Origin of the sequence: Marinomonas algarum (assembly GCF_020532605.1) — a bacterium.
GTDB classification, from domain to species: Bacteria; Pseudomonadota; Gammaproteobacteria; order Pseudomonadales; family Marinomonadaceae; genus Marinomonas; species Marinomonas algarum.
The window spans coordinates 41092-60282 of the sequence record NZ_JAJATW010000006.1 but is presented as its reverse complement, the minus strand read 5'-3'; the positions used below and the strand labels follow the sequence as shown (position 1 = coordinate 60282).

Annotated in this window: 19 protein-coding genes; 15 read left to right on the top strand and 4 right to left on the bottom strand. The window is 44.9% G+C overall.

Annotated elements, in window-relative coordinates:
- Positions 1 to 44: 44 nt before the first annotated feature.
- The 6 genes from prmA (at position 45) to purD (ending at position 6886) form a co-directional block, all read left to right on the top strand.
- Positions 45 to 935 (top strand): 50S ribosomal protein L11 methyltransferase, encoded by an 891-nt coding sequence (prmA, locus tag LG368_RS05365; RefSeq protein ID WP_226753709.1) that lies wholly within the window; start codon positions 45 to 47, stop codon positions 933 to 935.
- 99 nt (positions 936 to 1034) lie between these two features.
- Positions 1035 to 2387 carry a zinc-ribbon and DUF3426 domain-containing protein gene (locus LG368_RS05360; protein ID WP_226753708.1) on the top strand — a complete coding sequence of 451 codons (1353 nt, stop codon included), beginning with the start codon at positions 1035 to 1037 and terminating at the stop codon, positions 2385 to 2387.
- A gap of 156 nt (positions 2388 to 2543) precedes the next feature.
- Positions 2544 to 3512 (top strand): tRNA dihydrouridine synthase DusB, encoded by a 969-nt coding sequence (gene dusB / locus LG368_RS05355; RefSeq protein ID WP_226753707.1) that lies wholly within the window; start codon positions 2544 to 2546, stop codon positions 3510 to 3512.
- Between the two features lie 115 nt (positions 3513 to 3627).
- The gene (gene fis / locus LG368_RS05350; RefSeq protein ID WP_148835335.1) at positions 3628 to 3906 is read left to right on the top strand and encodes a DNA-binding transcriptional regulator Fis; all 279 of its coding nucleotides are present in this window, start codon (positions 3628 to 3630) and stop codon (positions 3904 to 3906) included.
- Positions 3907 to 3991: 85 nt separating this feature from the next.
- Positions 3992 to 5569 (top strand): bifunctional phosphoribosylaminoimidazolecarboxamide formyltransferase/IMP cyclohydrolase, encoded by a 1578-nt coding sequence (gene purH / locus LG368_RS05345; protein WP_226753706.1) that lies wholly within the window; start codon positions 3992 to 3994, stop codon positions 5567 to 5569.
- A 30-nt stretch (positions 5570 to 5599) separates the two neighbouring features.
- A complete protein-coding gene (gene purD, locus LG368_RS05340; protein ID WP_226753705.1) occupies positions 5600 to 6886 on the top strand; it encodes a phosphoribosylamine--glycine ligase in 1287 nt (428 codons plus the stop codon).
- Between the two features lie 67 nt (positions 6887 to 6953).
- Here purD and LG368_RS05335 read toward each other — a convergent pair whose 3' ends face one another.
- Positions 6954 to 7205: a hypothetical protein gene (locus LG368_RS05335; RefSeq protein ID WP_226753704.1), complete on the bottom strand. Its 252-nt coding sequence runs from the start codon at positions 7203 to 7205 to the stop codon at positions 6954 to 6956.
- 132 nt (positions 7206 to 7337) lie between these two features.
- On the opposite strand from LG368_RS05335, the gene LG368_RS05330 reads away from it, so the two are divergent.
- The 4 genes from LG368_RS05330 to pdxH are packed head-to-tail and all read left to right on the top strand — an operon-like array spanning position 7338 to position 11262.
- On the top strand, positions 7338 to 9581 hold the full coding sequence (locus LG368_RS05330) for a 7TMR-DISM family protein (RefSeq protein ID WP_226753703.1): 2244 nt from the start codon (positions 7338 to 7340) through the stop codon (positions 9579 to 9581).
- A gap of 44 nt (positions 9582 to 9625) precedes the next feature.
- Positions 9626 to 9967 carry a histidine triad nucleotide-binding protein gene (locus tag LG368_RS05325; protein ID WP_226753702.1) on the top strand — a complete coding sequence of 114 codons (342 nt, stop codon included), beginning with the start codon at positions 9626 to 9628 and terminating at the stop codon, positions 9965 to 9967.
- A gap of 18 nt (positions 9968 to 9985) precedes the next feature.
- A complete protein-coding gene (gene coq7, locus LG368_RS05320) occupies positions 9986 to 10618 on the top strand; it encodes a 2-polyprenyl-3-methyl-6-methoxy-1,4-benzoquinone monooxygenase (protein WP_226753701.1) in 633 nt (210 codons plus the stop codon).
- Positions 10619 to 10620: 2 nt separating this feature from the next.
- Complete coding sequence (gene pdxH, locus LG368_RS05315) at positions 10621 to 11262, top strand: pyridoxamine 5'-phosphate oxidase (protein ID WP_226753700.1); 642 nt, start codon at positions 10621 to 10623, stop codon at positions 11260 to 11262.
- A gap of 10 nt (positions 11263 to 11272) precedes the next feature.
- On the opposite strand, the gene LG368_RS05310 is transcribed toward pdxH, so the two are convergent.
- Complete coding sequence (locus tag LG368_RS05310; protein ID WP_226753699.1) at positions 11273 to 11833, bottom strand: alpha-ketoglutarate-dependent dioxygenase AlkB family protein; 561 nt, start codon at positions 11831 to 11833, stop codon at positions 11273 to 11275.
- A 19-nt stretch (positions 11834 to 11852) separates the two neighbouring features.
- On the opposite strand from LG368_RS05310, the gene LG368_RS05305 reads away from it, so the two are divergent.
- The 4 genes from LG368_RS05305 to yfaE all read left to right on the top strand — a co-directional run bounded on the left by LG368_RS05305 (position 11853) and on the right by yfaE (position 16746).
- Positions 11853 to 12590, top strand: coding sequence for a heparan-alpha-glucosaminide N-acetyltransferase (locus LG368_RS05305; protein WP_226753698.1), 738 nt, complete (start codon positions 11853 to 11855; stop codon positions 12588 to 12590).
- 298 nt (positions 12591 to 12888) lie between these two features.
- Positions 12889 to 15153, top strand: coding sequence for a class 1a ribonucleoside-diphosphate reductase subunit alpha (gene nrdA / locus LG368_RS05300; RefSeq protein ID WP_226753697.1), 2265 nt, complete (start codon positions 12889 to 12891; stop codon positions 15151 to 15153).
- A 182-nt stretch (positions 15154 to 15335) separates the two neighbouring features.
- Positions 15336 to 16469 carry a class Ia ribonucleoside-diphosphate reductase subunit beta gene (gene nrdB / locus LG368_RS05295; RefSeq protein ID WP_226753696.1) on the top strand — a complete coding sequence of 378 codons (1134 nt, stop codon included), beginning with the start codon at positions 15336 to 15338 and terminating at the stop codon, positions 16467 to 16469.
- On the top strand, positions 16453 to 16746 hold the full coding sequence (gene yfaE / locus LG368_RS05290; protein WP_226753695.1) for a class I ribonucleotide reductase maintenance protein YfaE: 294 nt from the start codon (positions 16453 to 16455) through the stop codon (positions 16744 to 16746). The genes nrdB and yfaE overlap by 17 nt, the downstream gene beginning before the upstream one ends.
- 2 nt (positions 16747 to 16748) lie before the next feature.
- Here the strand turns inward: yfaE and LG368_RS05285 are convergent, their stop codons facing one another.
- Positions 16749 to 17372, bottom strand: coding sequence for a CDP-alcohol phosphatidyltransferase family protein (locus tag LG368_RS05285; RefSeq protein WP_226753694.1), 624 nt, complete (start codon positions 17370 to 17372; stop codon positions 16749 to 16751).
- Between the two features lie 121 nt (positions 17373 to 17493).
- On the opposite strand from LG368_RS05285, the gene LG368_RS05280 reads away from it, so the two are divergent.
- Positions 17494 to 18264, top strand: coding sequence for an alpha/beta fold hydrolase (locus tag LG368_RS05280; protein WP_226753693.1), 771 nt, complete (start codon positions 17494 to 17496; stop codon positions 18262 to 18264).
- On the opposite strand, the gene LG368_RS05275 is transcribed toward LG368_RS05280, so the two are convergent.
- Entirely contained in the window at positions 18265 to 19176 is a 912-nt protein-coding gene (locus LG368_RS05275) for a hypothetical protein (RefSeq protein ID WP_226753692.1), read from the bottom strand.
- Positions 19177 to 19191 lie beyond the last annotated feature (15 nt).

Here is a 19191-nt window from a genome sequence, read left to right as displayed (position 1 = left end):
ATCTTCGTTTTTTCTCTTGTTTGTTTATTGTTGGACTTCATTTTATGCCTTGGCTTCAAATTCGTATTCATACCACACCCGACCACGCTCCTGCCTTCGAGGACACCTTGCTCGAATGTGGCGCTTTGGTTGTCACCTTTGAAGACGTACATGACGACCCTGTTTATGAACCCGAACTGAACACCACCCCACTTTGGAAAAACACCAAGATTACTGGCCTGTTTGAAGCAGACGCAGACGTTGAGCAAATTCGTCCTGTTGTAGAACATAAAGCGACGTCACTGGGTGAGGTGGACATCGATATGAAAATCGAAATCCTCGAAGACAAAGACTGGGAAAGAGAATGGATGGACAGTTACCACCCTATTCAATTTGGTGAGCGTCTCTGGGTATGCCCAAGCTGGCGTGAAGTTCCAGAGCCAAATGCTATTACCCTAATGCTTGACCCTGGCCTTGCGTTTGGTACGGGCACGCATCCAACAACCGCACTGTGCTTACAATGGCTAGACAGCATAGAGTGCAAAGACAAAACCATCATTGATTATGGCTGTGGTTCTGGCATTTTAGGTATCGCAGGGTTATTACTCGGTGCGAATAACATGGTAGGCATTGATATCGACCCTCAAGCGGTACAGGCGACTCAGGCTAATGCCGGGCGCAATAATATCGATCCAAGCCGATTAGAGGTAAAACTCCCCCCTTACGAATCCGATTTACAAGCTGACATTGTGGTAGCGAACATTCTTGCTGGGCCATTAGCACACCTAGCGCCGACTATTTCCGCACTCGTAAAACCACAAGGACAACTGGCTTTGTCGGGCATTTTGGCAAATCAGGCCCAAGAAGTCATTGAAGCGTATGAAGAATGGTTTACGATTGAGTCCGTTGTCGAGAAAGAGGAATGGGTACGCATTGTCGGTACCAAACAGGCTTAACATGCTTGTTGTCATATAAGGTGCCATGTCACCCAACAGACTTGGCACCAAGAACACATTTAATACACTGCCCCAAGCTAAGAAGGAAGATCATTTCATATGGCCAATAGCATAATCACTCGCTGCCCAAAATGTTCAACTGCATTTCGTGTGAGTGATGAGGTGTTGAACATGGCCAAAGGAAAGGTTCGCTGTGGGCAGTGCTTTCATATTTTTGATGCGGGGAAGCCTTCTCGCCCTAACACACCCTCTACGACCAAAAAGACAAAAACCACCCCTGCACCCAACGCCTTAGAAAAACCGGTAAACGACCCCATCAAACCAAATACACCACCGGTCGACGAGCCTCCTCTTTCACCCGCCAGTGAAGTCGTCAACCCTGATTGGCTCGATACCTTGTTTGATGATGACGATCTTCAGCCGCAGCCGAAAACACAGAACACACCCAGCCTCGACCCAGCTGACCGAAAAAAGCCCGCTGACAATACTGGCATAAAGCCGAACGCTGATACCGGTAAAAAAACCAGTGAACTTGCGCCTTGGGAGCTTGAGTTGGCGGAAGTTGAGGCCGCCTTGAGCGAAGCGACAGCATCCCCTCTTAAAGCAACCACAACCGTCAATACAAGCTCAGTGCCAGCAACACCGACCTCCCAGAAAGCAAAGACAAAGGCACAAATCACACAGTCCACCAATAAAGCGCTCAACAATTCCTCCTTTGACAAAGAGCAACCTGAAACCTCTCCTGAGTTAGCATCAGCACTGGCCTCAGCATCGAAACCCGTAAAGGCAACGCCTGTACAAGAACCAGATTACATGACGGCACTGCATTCATTAGCCCAAAGTGCCGCCGAAAACACGCAACCATCAGATCTAACGCATCAGCATACGGCCCTTGAGCAGTTGTCTGCCCAGCAAAGTCTAGCGCCGCTTTTAGAGGACGAAACAGACGCGTCAGCCCATTCATCCCGAACTTGGCCTTGGCTAATTGCCACGTTTCTGGGGCTCATGGTGTTTGCCGTGCAAGTGGGTGCCCATTACTTTGACGAAGGCAGCCGCTCTGCAACATTTCGACCCATTTATCAGTCGTTTTGTTCTTATACCGGCTGCACTCTACCAAGATTTGAAGACATGAGCGCGATGTCTATTCAGCATGTCCGAATACAGAGCCACCCCTCTATCCCTAATGCCCTACTTGTTAACGCGATTATTACAAATACCAGCAATTTCTCTCAGGCTATGCCTAAAATTGCGCTGGAGTTTTTTGACCTCAATGGTTTGCCCGTAGCGGCCAGGCTATTTTCACCCAACAATTATTTGCATAAAGATTTCTTAGACATCACCTATATGCCACCAAACACCCCTATCCATCTTGTCATTCCCATTCAGGACCCAGCCGCTCGTGCCGTCACCCATCAACTCATTGCCTTTCCTGCGGACACCCGCTCTTATTAGTTTTCTGTGCTTTTTTTACTATCTATGAAAAAAGCACAAAAAACAGCCAGTTTTTCCTCTGTCAAGACTTCAAAAACACGCCTTGCCTAGGTATTATTCACGCCCGCTCGACACTGTCGACGATCTTTAACATTCAATCCAGTATTCAGGAAAATCATGGCATTTGCTATTGGCCCATATCGCGTTGACAAACCCGTTATTCTTGCTCCTATGGCAGGTGTAACAGATTTGCCTTTTCGCCGTCTTTGCCATGATCAAGGTGCAGGATTAGTTGTATCTGAGATGGTGACATCGGATGTCCGTCTTTGGAATTCAACAAAAAGTCGACATCGTTTAATTCACGATGCAGAAGTGTCACCAAGGTCCGTACAAATTGCTGGCGGTGACCCTCAGATGATGGCGGAAGCGGCACAGCAAAACGTCGAACTTGGTGCACAAATCATTGATATCAACATGGGGTGTCCCGCCAAGAAGGTTTGCAATAAAGCGGCAGGATCGGCATTACTCAAAGACGAAGCATTGGTTCGTGAAATACTGGAGTCTGTTGTAAATAGTGTCTCGGTACCTGTTACTTTGAAAATTCGTACGGGGTGGAGTCTTGACCAGAAAAACGGCCTCTCCATCGCAAAGATGGCACAAGACATTGGCATTCAAGCTCTCGCCATTCACGGCAGAACAAGAGAGTGTAAATTCCAAGGTGCCGTTGAATACGATACCATCGCTGAAATTAAGCAGCATTTGACGATCCCTATCTTTGCAAATGGGGACATCAAAGACGCCAAGTCAGCAAAATTTGTCAAAGATTACACTCAAGCCGATGGCATTATGATTGGTCGCGCAGCACAAGGAAGGCCATGGATTTTTCGTGAAATCAATCACTATTTACAAACAAATGAATTGTTAGCCCCACCCTCATTATTGGAGGTAAGGCAACTTGTACTGACCCATGTGCACGCTCTACACCAGTTTTATGGTGATTATTTGGGGGTGCGCATTGCTCGTAAACACGTGGGTTGGTACTTACAAACGTTAGCGGATAAAAGTCAATTTCGCAGCCTGTTTAATCGTATTGATAATACGCAAGAGCAGCTTGATGAATTGGACGCATTTTTTGTTTGTCAGTAGACAAATAAACCTTATACCTAGTGTTATCAATATCCATTAGAGGAGTGATGTAACTCGTTTAATCGATATTGTATGCATTAACAAATGGTTAGCTTTAAAAATAGAAGGTCATTCTGTGGTAGAACAAACTCATACACATACGTTTCAAGCCGCTTCTTCAGAGCAGTCACAACCCTTACGTGATAATGTTGAAAAAGCCCTACAAAACTACTTCGCTCATTTAGATGGGCAACCAATTACAGACTTATACCAGCTGGTATTGGCCGAGGTTGAGGCGCCTTTGCTCGAGTCTGTCATGAGCTACACAAAGGATAACCAAACCAAAGCATCCACCATCCTTGGCTTAAACCGAGGGACACTTCGCAAGAAGTTGAAACAATACGGTATGCTATAAGTACAAAGAAAAAGGGCGATTTCGCCCTTTTTTTGTCTTTCCTTCCCCTTGTTTATTAAATGTTACATTCACTGCGAGAACCATAATGGCAAACCCAAATACCATAACCCCAATCAAACGCGCTTTGATCAGCGTGTCAGACAAAACAGACATTGTCGACTTTGCACGCGAGTTAACCGTTCAAGGTGTTGAGATTCTTTCAACTGGCGGTACTTACCGTTTGTTGCTAGACAACAATGTGAAAGCAACCGAAGTCTCTGACTACACAGGCTTTCCTGAAATGATGGACGGTCGAGTGAAGACACTTCACCCTAAAGTTCACGGCGGTATTTTGGGTCGTCGTGATATCGACGGTGCCATCATGAAAGAACATGGCATTGATGAAATCGACATGGTTATTGTCAACCTTTATCCTTTTGAAGCCACCATTGAACGTCCTGACTGTGACCTGCCAATGGCGATCGAAAATATTGATATCGGCGGTCCAACCATGGTTCGCTCAGCAGCGAAAAATCATAAAGACGTTGCTATTGTCGTTTCACCAAACAGCTACGATGCTCTTCTCACGTCATTGAAAGCCGAAGGCGGTTTAACATACGACCAGCGCTTCGATCTTGCTGTACAGGCATTTGAGCATACAGCCCATTACGACGGTATGATTGCTAACTTCTTAGGCAAAAAAGTAGACGGCGGCAGTGAAAGCTTTGCGCGTACGTTTAACTTGCAATTCAACAAGCAAGAAGAAATGCGCTACGGTGAGAACCCACACCAAAGAGCGGCTTTTTACACGGAAGCTAACCCGAAAGAAGCCTCTATTAGTACCGCCAAGCAACGTCAAGGCAAGGCTCTTTCTTACAACAACATTGCGGACACAGACGCAGCACTAGAGTGCGTCAAAAGTTTCGATAAGCCCGCTTGTGTGATTGTTAAACACGCCAATCCTTGTGGTGTCGCAACCGCTGGATCACAACTCGAAGCCTACGATCTTGCATTTAAAACCGACCCAACATCGGCGTTTGGTGGCATTATCGCATTCAACCAAGAACTGGATGCAAAAACCGCACAAGCCATTGTTGATCGCCAATTCGTCGAAGTCATTATTGCCCCTAGCGTAAGCGATGACGCTGCAGACATCGTCGCCACCAAACAAAATGTTCGCCTTTTAGAGTGCGGCCAATGGTCAGCAGACAAGCCTGCCGCATTAGATTACAAGCGCGTCAATGGTGGATTACTTGTCCAAGACCGAGACGATGGCAACATCACACTTGACGACTTAAAAGTGGTCTCTAAACGCCAACCAAGCGAAGCGGAATTAAACGACCTATTGTTCGCTTGGAAAGTCGCAAAATTTGTTAAGTCTAACGCCATCGTGTATGCCAAAGCAGAGCAAACCATCGGCGTGGGCGCTGGCCAAATGAGTCGTGTCTATAGTGCAAAAATTGCCGGTATTAAGGCCGCTGATGAGAGCCTAGAAGTTCCAGGTTCTGTGATGGCGTCAGATGCTTTTTTCCCTTTCCGAGATGGTATCGACGCAGCCGCTGCGGCTGGTATTACGGCTGTAATCCAACCCGGTGGCTCAATGCGTGATGAAGAAGTCATTGCTGCAGCCGATGAAGCGGGCATGGCCATGGTATTCACCGGTATGCGTCATTTCCGCCACTAAACAGCGATGCGACAAAAGGAAGAACAAACAATGAAAGTGCTTATTATTGGTAACGGCGGGCGTGAACACGCTTTAGCATGGAAAACCGCTGAATCTGCTGACGTTGCACAGGTTTTTGTTGCACCAGGCAATGCAGGTACAGCAACTGAAAATAAAGTATCCAACGTCAATATCGGCGTAACAGACATAGAGGCCTTGGTTGCTTTTGCAAAAACAGAAGCCATCGACCTTACCATTGTTGGCCCTGAAGCCCCTCTTGTCATCGGCGTGGTGGATGCCTTTGAAAAAGAAGGCTTAGCGATTTTTGGACCGAGCGCCGCGGCGGCTCAGCTCGAAGGCTCGAAAGCGTTCACCAAAGATTTTTTGGCTCGCCATCACATCCCAACAGCGGCCTATGGCAACTTCACTGAAATCGCGCCAGCTGTTGCTTACATTAAGCAACAAGGCGCACCAATTGTAGTAAAAGCCGACGGCCTTGCTGCAGGTAAAGGCGTGATTTTGGCGCAAACGGAAGCAGAAGCCATCGAAGCCGTTGAAGACATGCTACAAGGCAATGCCTTTGGGGAAGCCGGTAGCCGCGTTGTCATCGAAGAGTTTTTGACTGGGGAAGAAGCCAGCTTTATCTGCATGGTCGATGGTGAAACCGTATTACCCATGGCCACCAGCCAAGACCATAAAGCACGCGATAACGGTGACTTAGGCCCAAATACCGGTGGCATGGGGGCCTACTCTCCAGCGCCTGTTGTCACCCCAGAGATTCACGACCGCATCATGAATGAAGTCATTATGCCTACTGTAAAAGGCATGAACGCGGAAGGAAATCGTTACCGCGGTTTCTTATACGCGGGTGTGATGGTAGCAGCCGATGGCACGCCTAAAACATTGGAATACAACTGCCGCTTTGGCGATCCAGAAACCCAACCGATTATGATGCGTCTACGCTCTGACTTGGCCAAAATGTGTCTGGCTGCCATTAACGGCACACTCGATACCGTGGAAGCCGATTGGGATCCACGTGCAAGTTTGGGTGTGGTTCTGGCTGCAGGTGGCTACCCTGCGACCTATCCAAAAGGCGATGTTATCTCCGGTTTAAACACCAAACTGCCTGCTCACCAAAAAGTATTTCAAGCAGGCACCGCGCTAAAAGACGGTCAAGTGGTTACCAATGGCGGTCGCGTGCTTTGCGCTGTTTCTTTAGGTGACACGGTTGCTGAAGCACAAGCCGGCGCCTACGATGTCATCAAAACTTTATCGTGGGATAAAGTATATTTCCGTACCGACATTGGCCATAGAGCCATTGCTCGCGAACAGAAATAACCCATAAAAAAGCCACTTCAAATTGAAGTGGCTTTTATCTTTGCATTAATGGCCCTATCTGAACCTATTATTTTTTCAACTCAGCTTCTTTTTTGTTCAGCCATGTTTTGAGCACACGACCCAACTCAAGAACCAAAAGGCCGAAAATAATGCCCGCTACCCAGTCAAACGCCAGCACAAAACCCAACACAGCAATCATACCGTAACCGTATAATAAATTGGTTCGCGTCGCGGGCTTCGATTGACGAGTAAACCAAGTCACTCCGAGCAACAATAAGCTAAACCAAACATAATGTTCCACCAACATTGGATATAGCATTCAATCCCCTATCTAGTTAATAATGACTGTCTTTGCAGTACTTTTTGGGCCAGCGTTTTGATTCTTCGTTTAATGTTACTCTTTTTGCTCACCGCCTCCAATATTGCTTGGGGCTCAAACACGATATCTGTCATGGATGATACGCACGATGCTATTAATATTGGTCAAAATGGTGACTATTTTATTGATGAGACAGGCACACTTACTTTAAAAGACGTGATGTCTGATGCCTACAGCAAGCAATTCCGGCCACTGAATAAAGAATACTTACAGTTTGGCTTTGTTAAAGGCAATATTTGGATGCGCAATGACATTGCAATCCGCACGACGAGCAATACACCGAGTTTACTGGAAATCAACTCACACAGACTGCAGTACTTAGACATTTATTTACCAAGCTTGTACGACAACCAAGTGCAGGCCGAGTTAGGCAGCGCACGCCCTTACTCTAATCGTCTTGTCAAAGCCTCTAACTACATTTTTCCTATCCCAGCCAATACGCCGCCGGTGTTTACACTCTACGTTAAACTTTCCTCGAGTTTACCTATCAACACACAAATTGAACTCAAAACACTGTCTACTTGGAGCCAGGACACACAAAGCAACCTAACGCTCACCGGTATACTGATCGGCGTGTTACTGACTCTGTTTATTTTCAACGTCTTTTTCTTTATCAGAACCGCCCACCCTATGTACCTTATGTACGGTACGTTACTGGTCGGTATTGTGATCTTGCACCTGTCCATACACGATCAAGTAGCACAGTTCTTCCCCAGCTACCGTCATGTTCAAGAGCGTATCTATAATTTGGCTGCTCTTTTGTGTTTGTGTGCCATTGTCTTCTTTTCAAGACTTTATCTGGATAACCGCACTTACTTACCGAAGCTTGACAAAGTGCTGTTGGCCATTAGCTCAATCAACGCTTTGTTCGCTGTTGTCTTCATGATTGCACCGGAAAAAATACACATCATGACACTTTCCCTGATGATGATCGCCACGCTGATTATCTTAATGATTCACGCTATCGTGGCGTTTAATTACAAGGTGCCTTTTTCTGGATACTATTTAACAGCACGACTTACCTTGTGTATTGGCTACTTCGCTTGGATCTTATCCGTTTACGGCATCGCCCCGAGCCTGCTGCTTTTACAGTGGGGTCTAACCGTAACCATCATTATCGAAGCGATGATTCACTTCACAGGTATGATTGCTCAAACGTCTTCCTTGTTACAGCGATCTACTCGCGATATGGCCTACCCAGATACGGTGGAAACTGAATTATTATCGGATGTTTCAGCACGATTACGTCGACAAAATAATATCATCCATGGTGCGCTCTCACATTTTGAAAAAATGACCGTCACCCAAGAAGGCAAAAACATTCTTGAAGACAGTCTCGTCGCCAATAACAACATACAAGATCTTGTTAAACGCATTGATTTGATTAACACCATTAAAGAAGATATCGGCCCCAAACAAACCCATCCTGAATTGCTGGATCACATTATTGATAAAGCCTATAACAACGCACAACGATTGGACCAAAACAGTGCCGTGATCGAATTGCATACCCAACAAACAGATCATATTGAAATTTTACAACATACGAGGGTATTGCAATCCTTAATTGAAGGCTTAATACAGGAATGCAAACACTTCACCGACCAAACACTGACACTGAATATCACGCGCCGTGAAGTCAATCGAGAAGGCATTACACAGCTTGAACTCAGCGTTTTCCCGCTGCCTTCTCATGTAGGATTAGCAAACTCCAGTGTGGATATGGGGGTATATTACCTTACCCAGCTTATTCATCACATGAAGGGAGAAATTCAGATATATAACCAGAACAAAGCACGCAACATAAACGTTACACTCCCAATCCGTGCCCGTATACGCCCCTCTGAAAAAGACATCACAACCCACACGCTGTTTGATCTTGTGTTATTCGGGCAAGAAGATCATGACTTGCAAAAGGCACTCGGCCTACTGCAAAGCCGTACCAACAAAATAGAACACTTCACCACCCTAGAAGGTCTACTGGATCACTTTGAAGTGCCAACAAAAAGAACCACGGGTACGATTACTTTGATCTTTGATAATGGTGGTCACATCCCACACATCACACAACAAAAGCTTCTGCCACTGATGCGACACGAAGACCAATGCTTACTGATCACAGACAATGTTAAGATGTCGTTAGACTATGCGAAAAAGTTGGGGTTTGATGAGTTACTGTATTGTGCTGATTTGGATAATCAACTGAACCAACAGCTCAATCGACTCATACAAAAAGCAGAGCGCCTCGTACAGAAAGACAAGCAACTAAAAAAGACAAACTTGTCATCAATCAACCCGACAACAAATACGCCTTGATGAACCACAATCAAGCTTGAATAATACTTATTAGAGGAGAGAATATGGACTGCTTATTTTGTAATCTTGTAAAGGGCGACATTCCCGCCACTATTTTATACGAAGACGAGGATGTGATTGCGTTTGAAGACATTATGCCACAAGCACCGACGCATTTTTTAGTCATTCCAAAACGCCACATTAGTACATTAAACGACCTAACAGACGATGACGCCGCCGTTGTTGGTAAGCTGCAAATCACTGCCGCTAAGGTAGCCAAACAAAAAGGCATCGCTGATGCAGGCTACCGTGTTGCCATGAATTGCAACGAAATGGGCGGACAAACTGTCTACCACATTCACATGCACGTGTTAGGTGGCCGCGCTATGACATGGCCACCAGGTTAGTAACATAAGGAGAAACACATGATCTCTTTCCTAGACAAAACCGTATTACAGTTCGATCGCGCACTACAGACACTGGTTCCTAAAGCCGCTACAGCATCTCGGCCCTCACCAGCTGAAACCGTAGCGGAAGGCGAATTATCAGTGGAAGAACGCAAGCACGCTTCTGGCTTAATGCGCATTAACCATACGGGTGAAGTGTGTGCTCAAGCACTTTACGCGGGCCAAGCGACCACAGCGAAACTTGCGACAGTGCGAGAAGATATGAAGCATGCCGCCGATGAAGAAATAGATCACTTGGTTTGGTGTGAGCAACGCTTGTACGACCTACATAGCAAGCCCAGTCTGTTAAATCCTTTCTTTTATGGCGCTTCTTTTGTGATTGGTGCTGGAGCGGGCTTAATCAGCGATAAATTAAGTTTAGGATTTGTGGCTGCCACAGAAGATCAAGTTTGCACGCATCTTGAAAAGCACATGGCGACATTACCGGCTAACGACGAAAAAAGTAGAGCGGTGTTAACACAAATGCACCAAGACGAAGCTCAACACAAAGCGATGGCGTTAGCGGCAGGAGGGTATGAATTTCCTAAACCCGTTATGAGCATTATGACGCAACTGTCCAAAGTCATGACGACAACAACCTATCGGATTTAATCATGAACAGAGACCTACATTCGATTCGTCGAGACTATAATTTTGACGATCTTTTAGAAGAAAAAGCAGGCAATGATCCCTTCAGTTTATTTGATACTTGGCTTGAAAAGGCCATCGAAGCCTGCCCTGATGATCCCACCGCGATGGTGCTCAGCACCGTTGACCAAGAAGGCGTTCCACACGCTCGAGTCGTCTTGCTCAAGAAGCGTGATCACAATGGATTCACTTTTTTCACGAACTATGACAGCGAAAAAGGCCAACAGATCGCACAGAACAATCAGGCCAGCATGACATTTTTCTGGCCCGCTTTGTCTCGACAGATTCGTGTTGAAGGAACCATTGAGAAAATTGACCGCGCTGCAACACAAGCGTATTTTGCCAGTCGTCCAAGAGGCAGTCAGCTGGCGGCAAGGACATCACAACAGAGTGCTGTCATTGCTAGCCGTGACGCTCTACAGGAAGCCTTTAGCAAAGAAGAAAGTGCGTTCGCAGACCAAGACGTGGCTTGCCCTGAGAATTGGGGGGGTTATGTTTTACGTCCAAACTTTATTGAGTTTTGGCAAGGTCGACCTAGCCGTTTGCATGATCGTATTTGTTTTACAGAGCATCAAGGTGAATGGAACATGACGCGTAAAGCACCTTAACCGTGACACATTAAAGCAGGTAGCGGAAGGTTAAGCTTATCCGCTCTTGCTTTACCTTTTTTCTGACGGGCAAAGTATGTTGCCACAATACCTGAGTTGATGCAGACATGATTAACCAGCTGCCATCCTCTAACTCTAGGCTGTGTTTTATGTTGTGGTGAGACTTAAGGCGAAAAACAAAGCTTCGCGGTGCTCCAAGGCTTAACATGGCAATAATAGGCGCAGGCCCTAATATTTTTTCATCATCTGCATGCCACCCCATGTACTCCTCACCGTCTTGATACCAATTTAGCAGCACAGAATTAAAAGGCTGTCGCGCCAATTGCTCCGCTTCTTTTTTTACGGCGAGTAAATCTTCAGGCCAGCCCACTCCCCGATGATCTTTGCCAGAATATCGATAGCACACGCCTTGATCAGCAACAAATGCCACTCGACGAGGTACGGGGATCTCTTTTCCAAACAAGGTCAGTCGCTCTCTTTCCCAAGGCAATATCGACTTTAATCGTGTCATCAAGGGGGGCGTGCTTGAGCTAAAAAATGAGTATCGGTATGATGGCAAAATTCTCGTCATAATTTTTCCTTGGATGTTCATGCAAGCCTCTCATGTTTTGTCACCTCGTCAACGCAGTGCTTTTTTAGACGTCTATCGAGGCGTTGCCGTCTTATTGATGATGATATTTCATTTCTGTTGGGATTTACGCGAGTTTGGCTTCTTAAGCTTTGCTGTTCATGACCCTTTTTGGGTGTATTTTCGGCGAGCTATTTTACTTCTTTTTTTAAGTGCCATTGGCTGGTCTGCCTACCTATCCATACTAAAAACGACAACAAGGAAAACACCGCCTCTCCACTGGCAACGCGATGGCAAATTGTTTGCATCGGCCGCCATTATTTCCGTCGTCACCTATTTTGCTATGCCAAATCAATGGATTTACTTTGGCATACTGCACTTCATTTTTATTGCTTCTATTTTGACAAGACCTCTGGTCCGCTGGCCATTATTGTCGGCTCTGTGTGGTGCTGGGATTATCAGCATTTATCAAAATACCGGTTGGTTGCATTTCCCTCAGGCTTTTTCACTAATCACTCAGTACATTCCTTTACCCAATAGAACACTCGATATCGTATTCCCATTCCCATGGATTGGCGTGGTACTGATCGGGCCCTTGCTGGGCTATTTAGGTTGGCAATATGTTACTTTACCTCAATCTATACTGACTCGTCTCCTAGCCTTTATGGGGCGTCATGCTCTGCCCTTTTACCTCCTCCACCAGTTGATCTTATTTTCACTTGTCGCCGTGTTTAAATGGCTTTACATCAATCTTATCTAATATTTAAAATGACACAGTTTGATGAAAAAATTTCTCGAAAAAAAAAGATAAAAATTACCCTATGATATTGCCAACGGCTAACTTTACGTTCTCTAAGGCAGGCACGGTAAGTAAGCACTTCACGGGGCATCGTTTCCTAATTTGCACCATTTTTCAAGCCTTGATTTTAGACACAATCATCACTATTGTTCGCGTCAACTCTTTCTCGAAACACTACATCTAGTGTGTTGTTGCAAAAACACACACTATATACAGTAGATACTCTCTTTTTTACTACGCACGACTGGGAACTTAATTCATGAGCACTCTCACAGTTACTAAACGTAACGGGACGACCGAAAAAATCAACCTAGAAAAAATTCACAAAGTCATTACTTGGGCTTCAGAGGGGTTAGATAACGTTTCCGTTTCACAAGTGGAATTAAAAGCACGCATTCAATTTTTCGAAGGCATACGTACCACCGACATCCATGAGACACTCATTAAATCTGCAGCGGATTTAATCTCTGAACAAACACCGGATTATCAATATCTTGCCGCACGTTTGGCTATTTTCCACTTACGTAAAAGAGCCTTTGGTGATTTTGAACCGCCTCACTTGTTTGAACACGTTAGTAAACTCGTACAACAGAAGCGCTATGATGCTCAGTTATTGGAAAATTACACTGAGGAAGAATTCAATACATTAAATGATTACATCGATCACTCTCGTGATATGAATTTTTCATACGCTGCCGTCAAACAATTAGAAGGCAAGTATCTGGTTCAAAATCGCGTCACCGGAGAGATTTACGAAAGCCCTCAGTTTATCTATATCTTGGTGGCTGCATGTCTATTTGCTAACTATGACAAGGTAGAGCGTTTAGATCTAATTCGTCGTTTTTACGATGCCGTCTCACTGTTTAAAATCTCTCTACCCACTCCGATCATGTCCGGTATTCGTACCCCAACACGTCAGTTCAGTAGCTGTGTGTTGATCGAGTGTGGTGATTCTCTTGACTCTATCAATGCAACCTCTAGCGCTATTGTGAAATACGTAAGCCAACGTGCTGGTATTGGCGTGAATGCAGGGGCTATTCGTGCGCTAGGCAGTCCGATCCGCGGTGGCGAAGCGTTCCACACAGGGTGTATTCCTTTCTATAAACACTTCCAAACGGCCGTTAAAAGCTGTTCCCAAGGGGGAGTACGCGGTGGTGCAGCCACTGTGTTTTACCCTATTTGGCATCTTGAAGTAGAAAGTTTACTGGTTCTAAAGAACAACCGTGGGGTCGAAGAAAACCGCGTACGACATTTAGATTACGGTGTGCAGTTCAACCGTTTGATGTATCAACGCCTTATCAAAGGTGGCAACATTACACTGTTCAGCCCCTCTGATGTTCCAGGCTTGTACGACGCATTCTTTGCAGATCAAGAAGAGTTTGATCGTCTGTACCATTTGTATGAGCAAGATGAAACGATTCGCAAGCAAACGATTAAAGCATCGGAACTGTTTACATTATTTGCGTCTGAGCGCGCCAGTACGGGCCGCATTTACTTACAGAACGTAGATCACTGTAATACGCACAGTCCATTTGATCCCAAGGTAGCGCCTGTTAAACAAAGCAACCTGTGCTTGGAAATTGCGCTGCCGACTAAGCCTTTAAATCAAATTGATGACCCAGAGGGCGAAATCGCGTTATGCACATTATCGGCCTTTAACTTGGGTGCCTTAGACAATCTGGATGAACTGGAAGAATTGTCTGAACTCGTTGTTCGAGCGCTAGACAGCCTATTGGACTATCAGAATTATCCTATCGCTGCGGCACAACGTGCCACTGAACTGCGCCGTACTCTGGGCGTGGGTGTTATCAACTACGCCTATTATTTAGCAAAAAATGGCGTTAAATATTCTGATGGCAGTGCTAACGCGTTAACACACAAAACGTTTGAAGCCATCCAATATTACCTTTTGAAAGCATCAAACAAGTTAGCAAAAGAATTTGGTCCATGTCTTGGTTTTGATGAAACAACCTATTCAAAAGGCATCTTGCCAATAGACAGCTACAAAAAAGAAATAGACAACATTGTTTCTAATGAATTGTTTTACGATTGGGAAGCGTTGCGTGCCGATATTGTTCAACATGGCTTACGTAACTCTACCTTAACCGCACTAATGCCTTCTGAGACGTCTTCTCAAATCAGTAATGCAACAAATGGCATTGAGCCGCCTCGTGGTTTTGTGTCTGTGAAAGCCAGTAAAGACGGTATTTTAAAGCAGGTTGTACCCGAATTTGAGCGCCTAAGAGCCAATTATGAATTGCTTTGGACCATTCCATCAAACGATGGGTACTTGCAACTTGTAGGCATCATGCAGAAGTTTGTTGACCAGGCAATTTCAGCGAATACAAATTATGACCCTCAAAAGTTTGAAGCACAAAAAGTGCCCATGAAGGTCATCCTAAAAGACCTACTAACGGCTTACAAACTAGGGATCAAAACACTGTATTACCACAACACTCGTGACGGAGCGGATGACAAACAAGAAGACATGGACGATTGCGCTGGCGGTGCCTGTAAAATTTGACCCAGAAACAACGTTGTTGCGTAGAACATTGAGTGGCACTGTGATCTTTTCTATGTTCTCGCTGATCACACATTGGGGTCAGTTCCATATTGACCCTATTTTACGCAATAGCGTCTCCAATATTATTTACAACCGGGCATTATTTAACCAATGCCCATCGTTTTTGAGGAACACCTTAAAACATGAGTTACTCGACTTTCAATCGTAAACACTTCGATAGCACCAAAGAACCCATGTTTTTTGGTGAAAATGTGAACGTTGCTCGTTATGACCAACAGAAGCACCCCATTTTTGAAAAACTGATTGAGAAACAGCTGTCCTTCTTTTGGCGACCTGAAGAGGTGGATCTATCGACGGACCGCAAAGACTTTCAAAGGTTAGAAGCACATGAACAACACATTTTTCTTAGTAACTTAAAATATCAGACGTTACTTGATAGTGTGCAGGGACGCTCTCCCAATGTTGCTTTTTTACCGATTGTTTCCCTACCTGAATTAGAGACTTGGATTGAAACTTGGTCTTTCAGTGAAACCATCCACAGCCGATCGTATACACACATTATTCGAAATATCGTCAATGACCCAAGTAAGATTTTTGATGATATTGTTAATAATGAAGAAATTACTAAGCGTGCTGACAGCGTGTCTATTTATTATGACCGCTTGATCGAAATGGTAAATATTTATAACACCATGGGAACAGGCACCTTCACCATCCCTGGTAAAGGCGAAATAACCGTCTCTATGGCGGCTCTGAAAAAAGCGCTGTATCTGACTATTGCTTCGGTTAACGTGTTAGAAGCCATTCGTTTTTATGTGAGTTTTGCGTGCAGTTTCGGATTTGCTGAACGCACCTTGATGGAAGGTAACGCAAAAATAATTAAATTAATCGCCCGGGATGAAGCCTTGCACCTTACCGGAACACAGCACATGTTGAACCTGATGGCATCTGGCAAAGACGATCCTGAAATGGCATTGATCGCAGCAGAATGTCAGGACGAAGTGCGTAACATCTTTATCGAAGCCGCTGAGCAAGAAAAAGAATGGGCAGCATATTTATTCAAAGACGGTTCGATGATCGGCCTAAATGCTCAGATACTTGGTCAATACGTCGAATACATTACAAATGTTCGAATGCAAGCAGTGGGATTAGAGGCCCATTTTGCTACTAAAAATAACCCTATTCCTTGGATCAATGCTTGGCTTGTCAGTGATAACGTACAGGTTGCACCACAAGAGGCAGAAATTAGCTCTTACCTGGTTGGCCAAACGGATAACAGTTTAGATGATTCCGATTTCGATGACTTCGACCTCTAACTCTGCAGACAAAGACACTAACCCAGTGTTACACAAGGTAACCTTGGGTGAGCGGTTTCTTATGGTATCGGAAGATGAACCTCTACTCGTGCAACTTGAAAGAGCCGGTATCACAGTAGAGTACCAGTGCCGTGAAGGTTATTGCTCATCTTGCTCTATCAAATTACTAAAAGGGACCGTGGTTTATCTGTCTGAGCCACTGGCTTGGATTCACGACGGCCATCTGCTTGCCTGTTGTGCTATTGTAAAAAGCGATATCGATATCGCTCTTTATTAGTTTCAGTGCTGGTGAGTGTGTTTAGACAAGGTTCGGTACCCTGCATACAATCTCATGATGGTAGTGACCCAACAGAGAGCGCCGAAACCAAAGGCTAACAGGGAAAAGTAACTTGGTATTAAGCAAATCAACACCAAAAAGAGAATGGTTTCAGTGCCCTCTGCCAGCCCGCCAATAAAATAAAGCGATTTCCTACCATAATCCAAACGCTTGATATTGCGTTTTTCCGCCATAATTGCAAATGCTAAGAAACTACTCCCTGTTCCCATAAAAGAAAATATTAGAAAACTCGCTGCCAACGCATTGTCTGCTGGATTCATTAAAGCAAAACCAAAAATCACCGCCGAGTAAAAAATAAAATCTAATGTGATATCAAGGTAACCACCTAAATCAGTCGGTCCCTGTACACGAGCAACAGCCCCGTCTAAACCATCCATTATGCGATTGAACACGATACACATTAACGCTAAAGAGGTATTCCCAAGATATAAAGCTGGCACCGACATCATACCTACGATGAAACCAAGCACAGTAATACCGTTTGCTTGTATGCCATACTTATCAAGCGTAATAGCCACAAGGGACAAGGGATGTTTAAGGTTTTTTATAAAAAATGTGTCTAACATAGTCTATCTGGCCTTGATGCAAAGCATACTGTTTAAAGGTTTTGTATAATACAGGCCGACTAATTTACCATGGAACACATGGTTTTCCATTTCAATTTACCCGTTCACAGAGTAAAACCTTATGATACACGCTAAACAATATGGCTCTTCCGGCCCACACCTAGTGGTTATTCATGGTTTGTTTGGTAATGCAGATAATTGGCACTCCATTGCCCAAACGCTTGCCGAGCACTTTATCGTTCATTGTATTGATTTACCGAATCATGGTCGCTCCAGCAGTATGCCAGACGCTACCTACCCAAAAATGGCAACAGCGGTAATAGACTGGATTAAAGAGCAGGATATTCAGCACTTTCACCTACTAGGTCACTCTATGGGAGGGAAAGTCGCGATGCAGGTGGCGGCTCTTGTCGATACCGACAATCAAATATCCATAGACAAACTCATCGTAGTAGACATTGCCCCCGTCGACTACCAAGCAAGTCACACCAAAATATTAGCCGGGTTAAGCGCTATAAATGATGAAACGATCGCATCACGCAAAGAAGCGGATGTCCTCCTAAGTCGTTACGAAACAAACCATGCAGTTAGACAATTTTTACTCAAAAACCTTGTAAAAGTCAGCGATCATTATAAACTCAGCTTGGCCATCGATAACATTGCTGCCAGCTATGCAACGATTTTACGTAAGCCAATGATTGATACGCCCATCTCAATACCCACCTTGTTTATCAAGGGAGAGAAATCAAACTATATTATTCAAGAATACCAAGAAGCCATCACAGCACTTTTTCCACAAGGCAGCTTTAAGATGATTGCAGGGGCGGGACACTGGCTGCATGCGGAAAAACCGCTGCCTTTTACCAGTCTTATTAAACGATTTTTGCTGTAACTACCGACAGTCTATGTCAGAACACAGGCCGTACTGCTCTTTTAAGTAAGACGCAGAAGGCAACACGACACTGTGAGACTTAATTAAATAGGGGTTAAAACTGACTCTCAGTTTGTCGGGGTATCTTGCTTCATGAAAAACACCTTGCTTCTGCCATAGCGTCAGGTGATTAACCAAAGTAGCCAATTTCGCCTCAGTATCTGAATATATAGCAAACAAAGAACCTGCTCGAACGAACGGCAAAGAAGGGCCGATGATGACTTGGCGCTTATGGAACAACAGCCTTAGTATATCTTGGGCTATGCCCTGTTGATAAAGCTGAGTGTCCACCAGTGCCATGATCATACTGGCATCTTCTAACACAAAGTTGACCGATTTTAAGACAGACAAACGGTCTACCGGCGTGGGAAAAAACAAAAGCTTGAAACCGTATTCTGCGGCCTTGCTTGTCATACCTTGCTCATCCAACAACAAGGTATCACTGTGAAGCACCGCCAACGGCTTTCTATCGAGCCAAACCGCTTGCAATAAAACCAAACGCTTCTCTAAGGGAGCACCTGAAAACACAGCGCTGGTTGATACAGAACATCGAGCCTGAATATTTTCATACTCTTCCTTCCCTACAAACAGGGCCATGACAACACCTTGCGATGTAACCATGCAAACATCACGAAAACTGTCCACACCGATGGGGACAATAATGTCGTCCTTTTCTATTTGAGCAATATTTTGAATATAAGCCGTTCGACGGACCGGCGTCACCTTTGTATCAACAGGCAATTGCCGAGAAAGTTGAAATGATAGCGCACGCGCAGCACTCTCTTCGGTATCGTGTACCAAATAGATCACCGCCCATCCTTTTGTTGAAAACAACAAAAGCAATAGCGCAAAAACCCTAAGTATGATGCTCACTTACTAAATTCCATT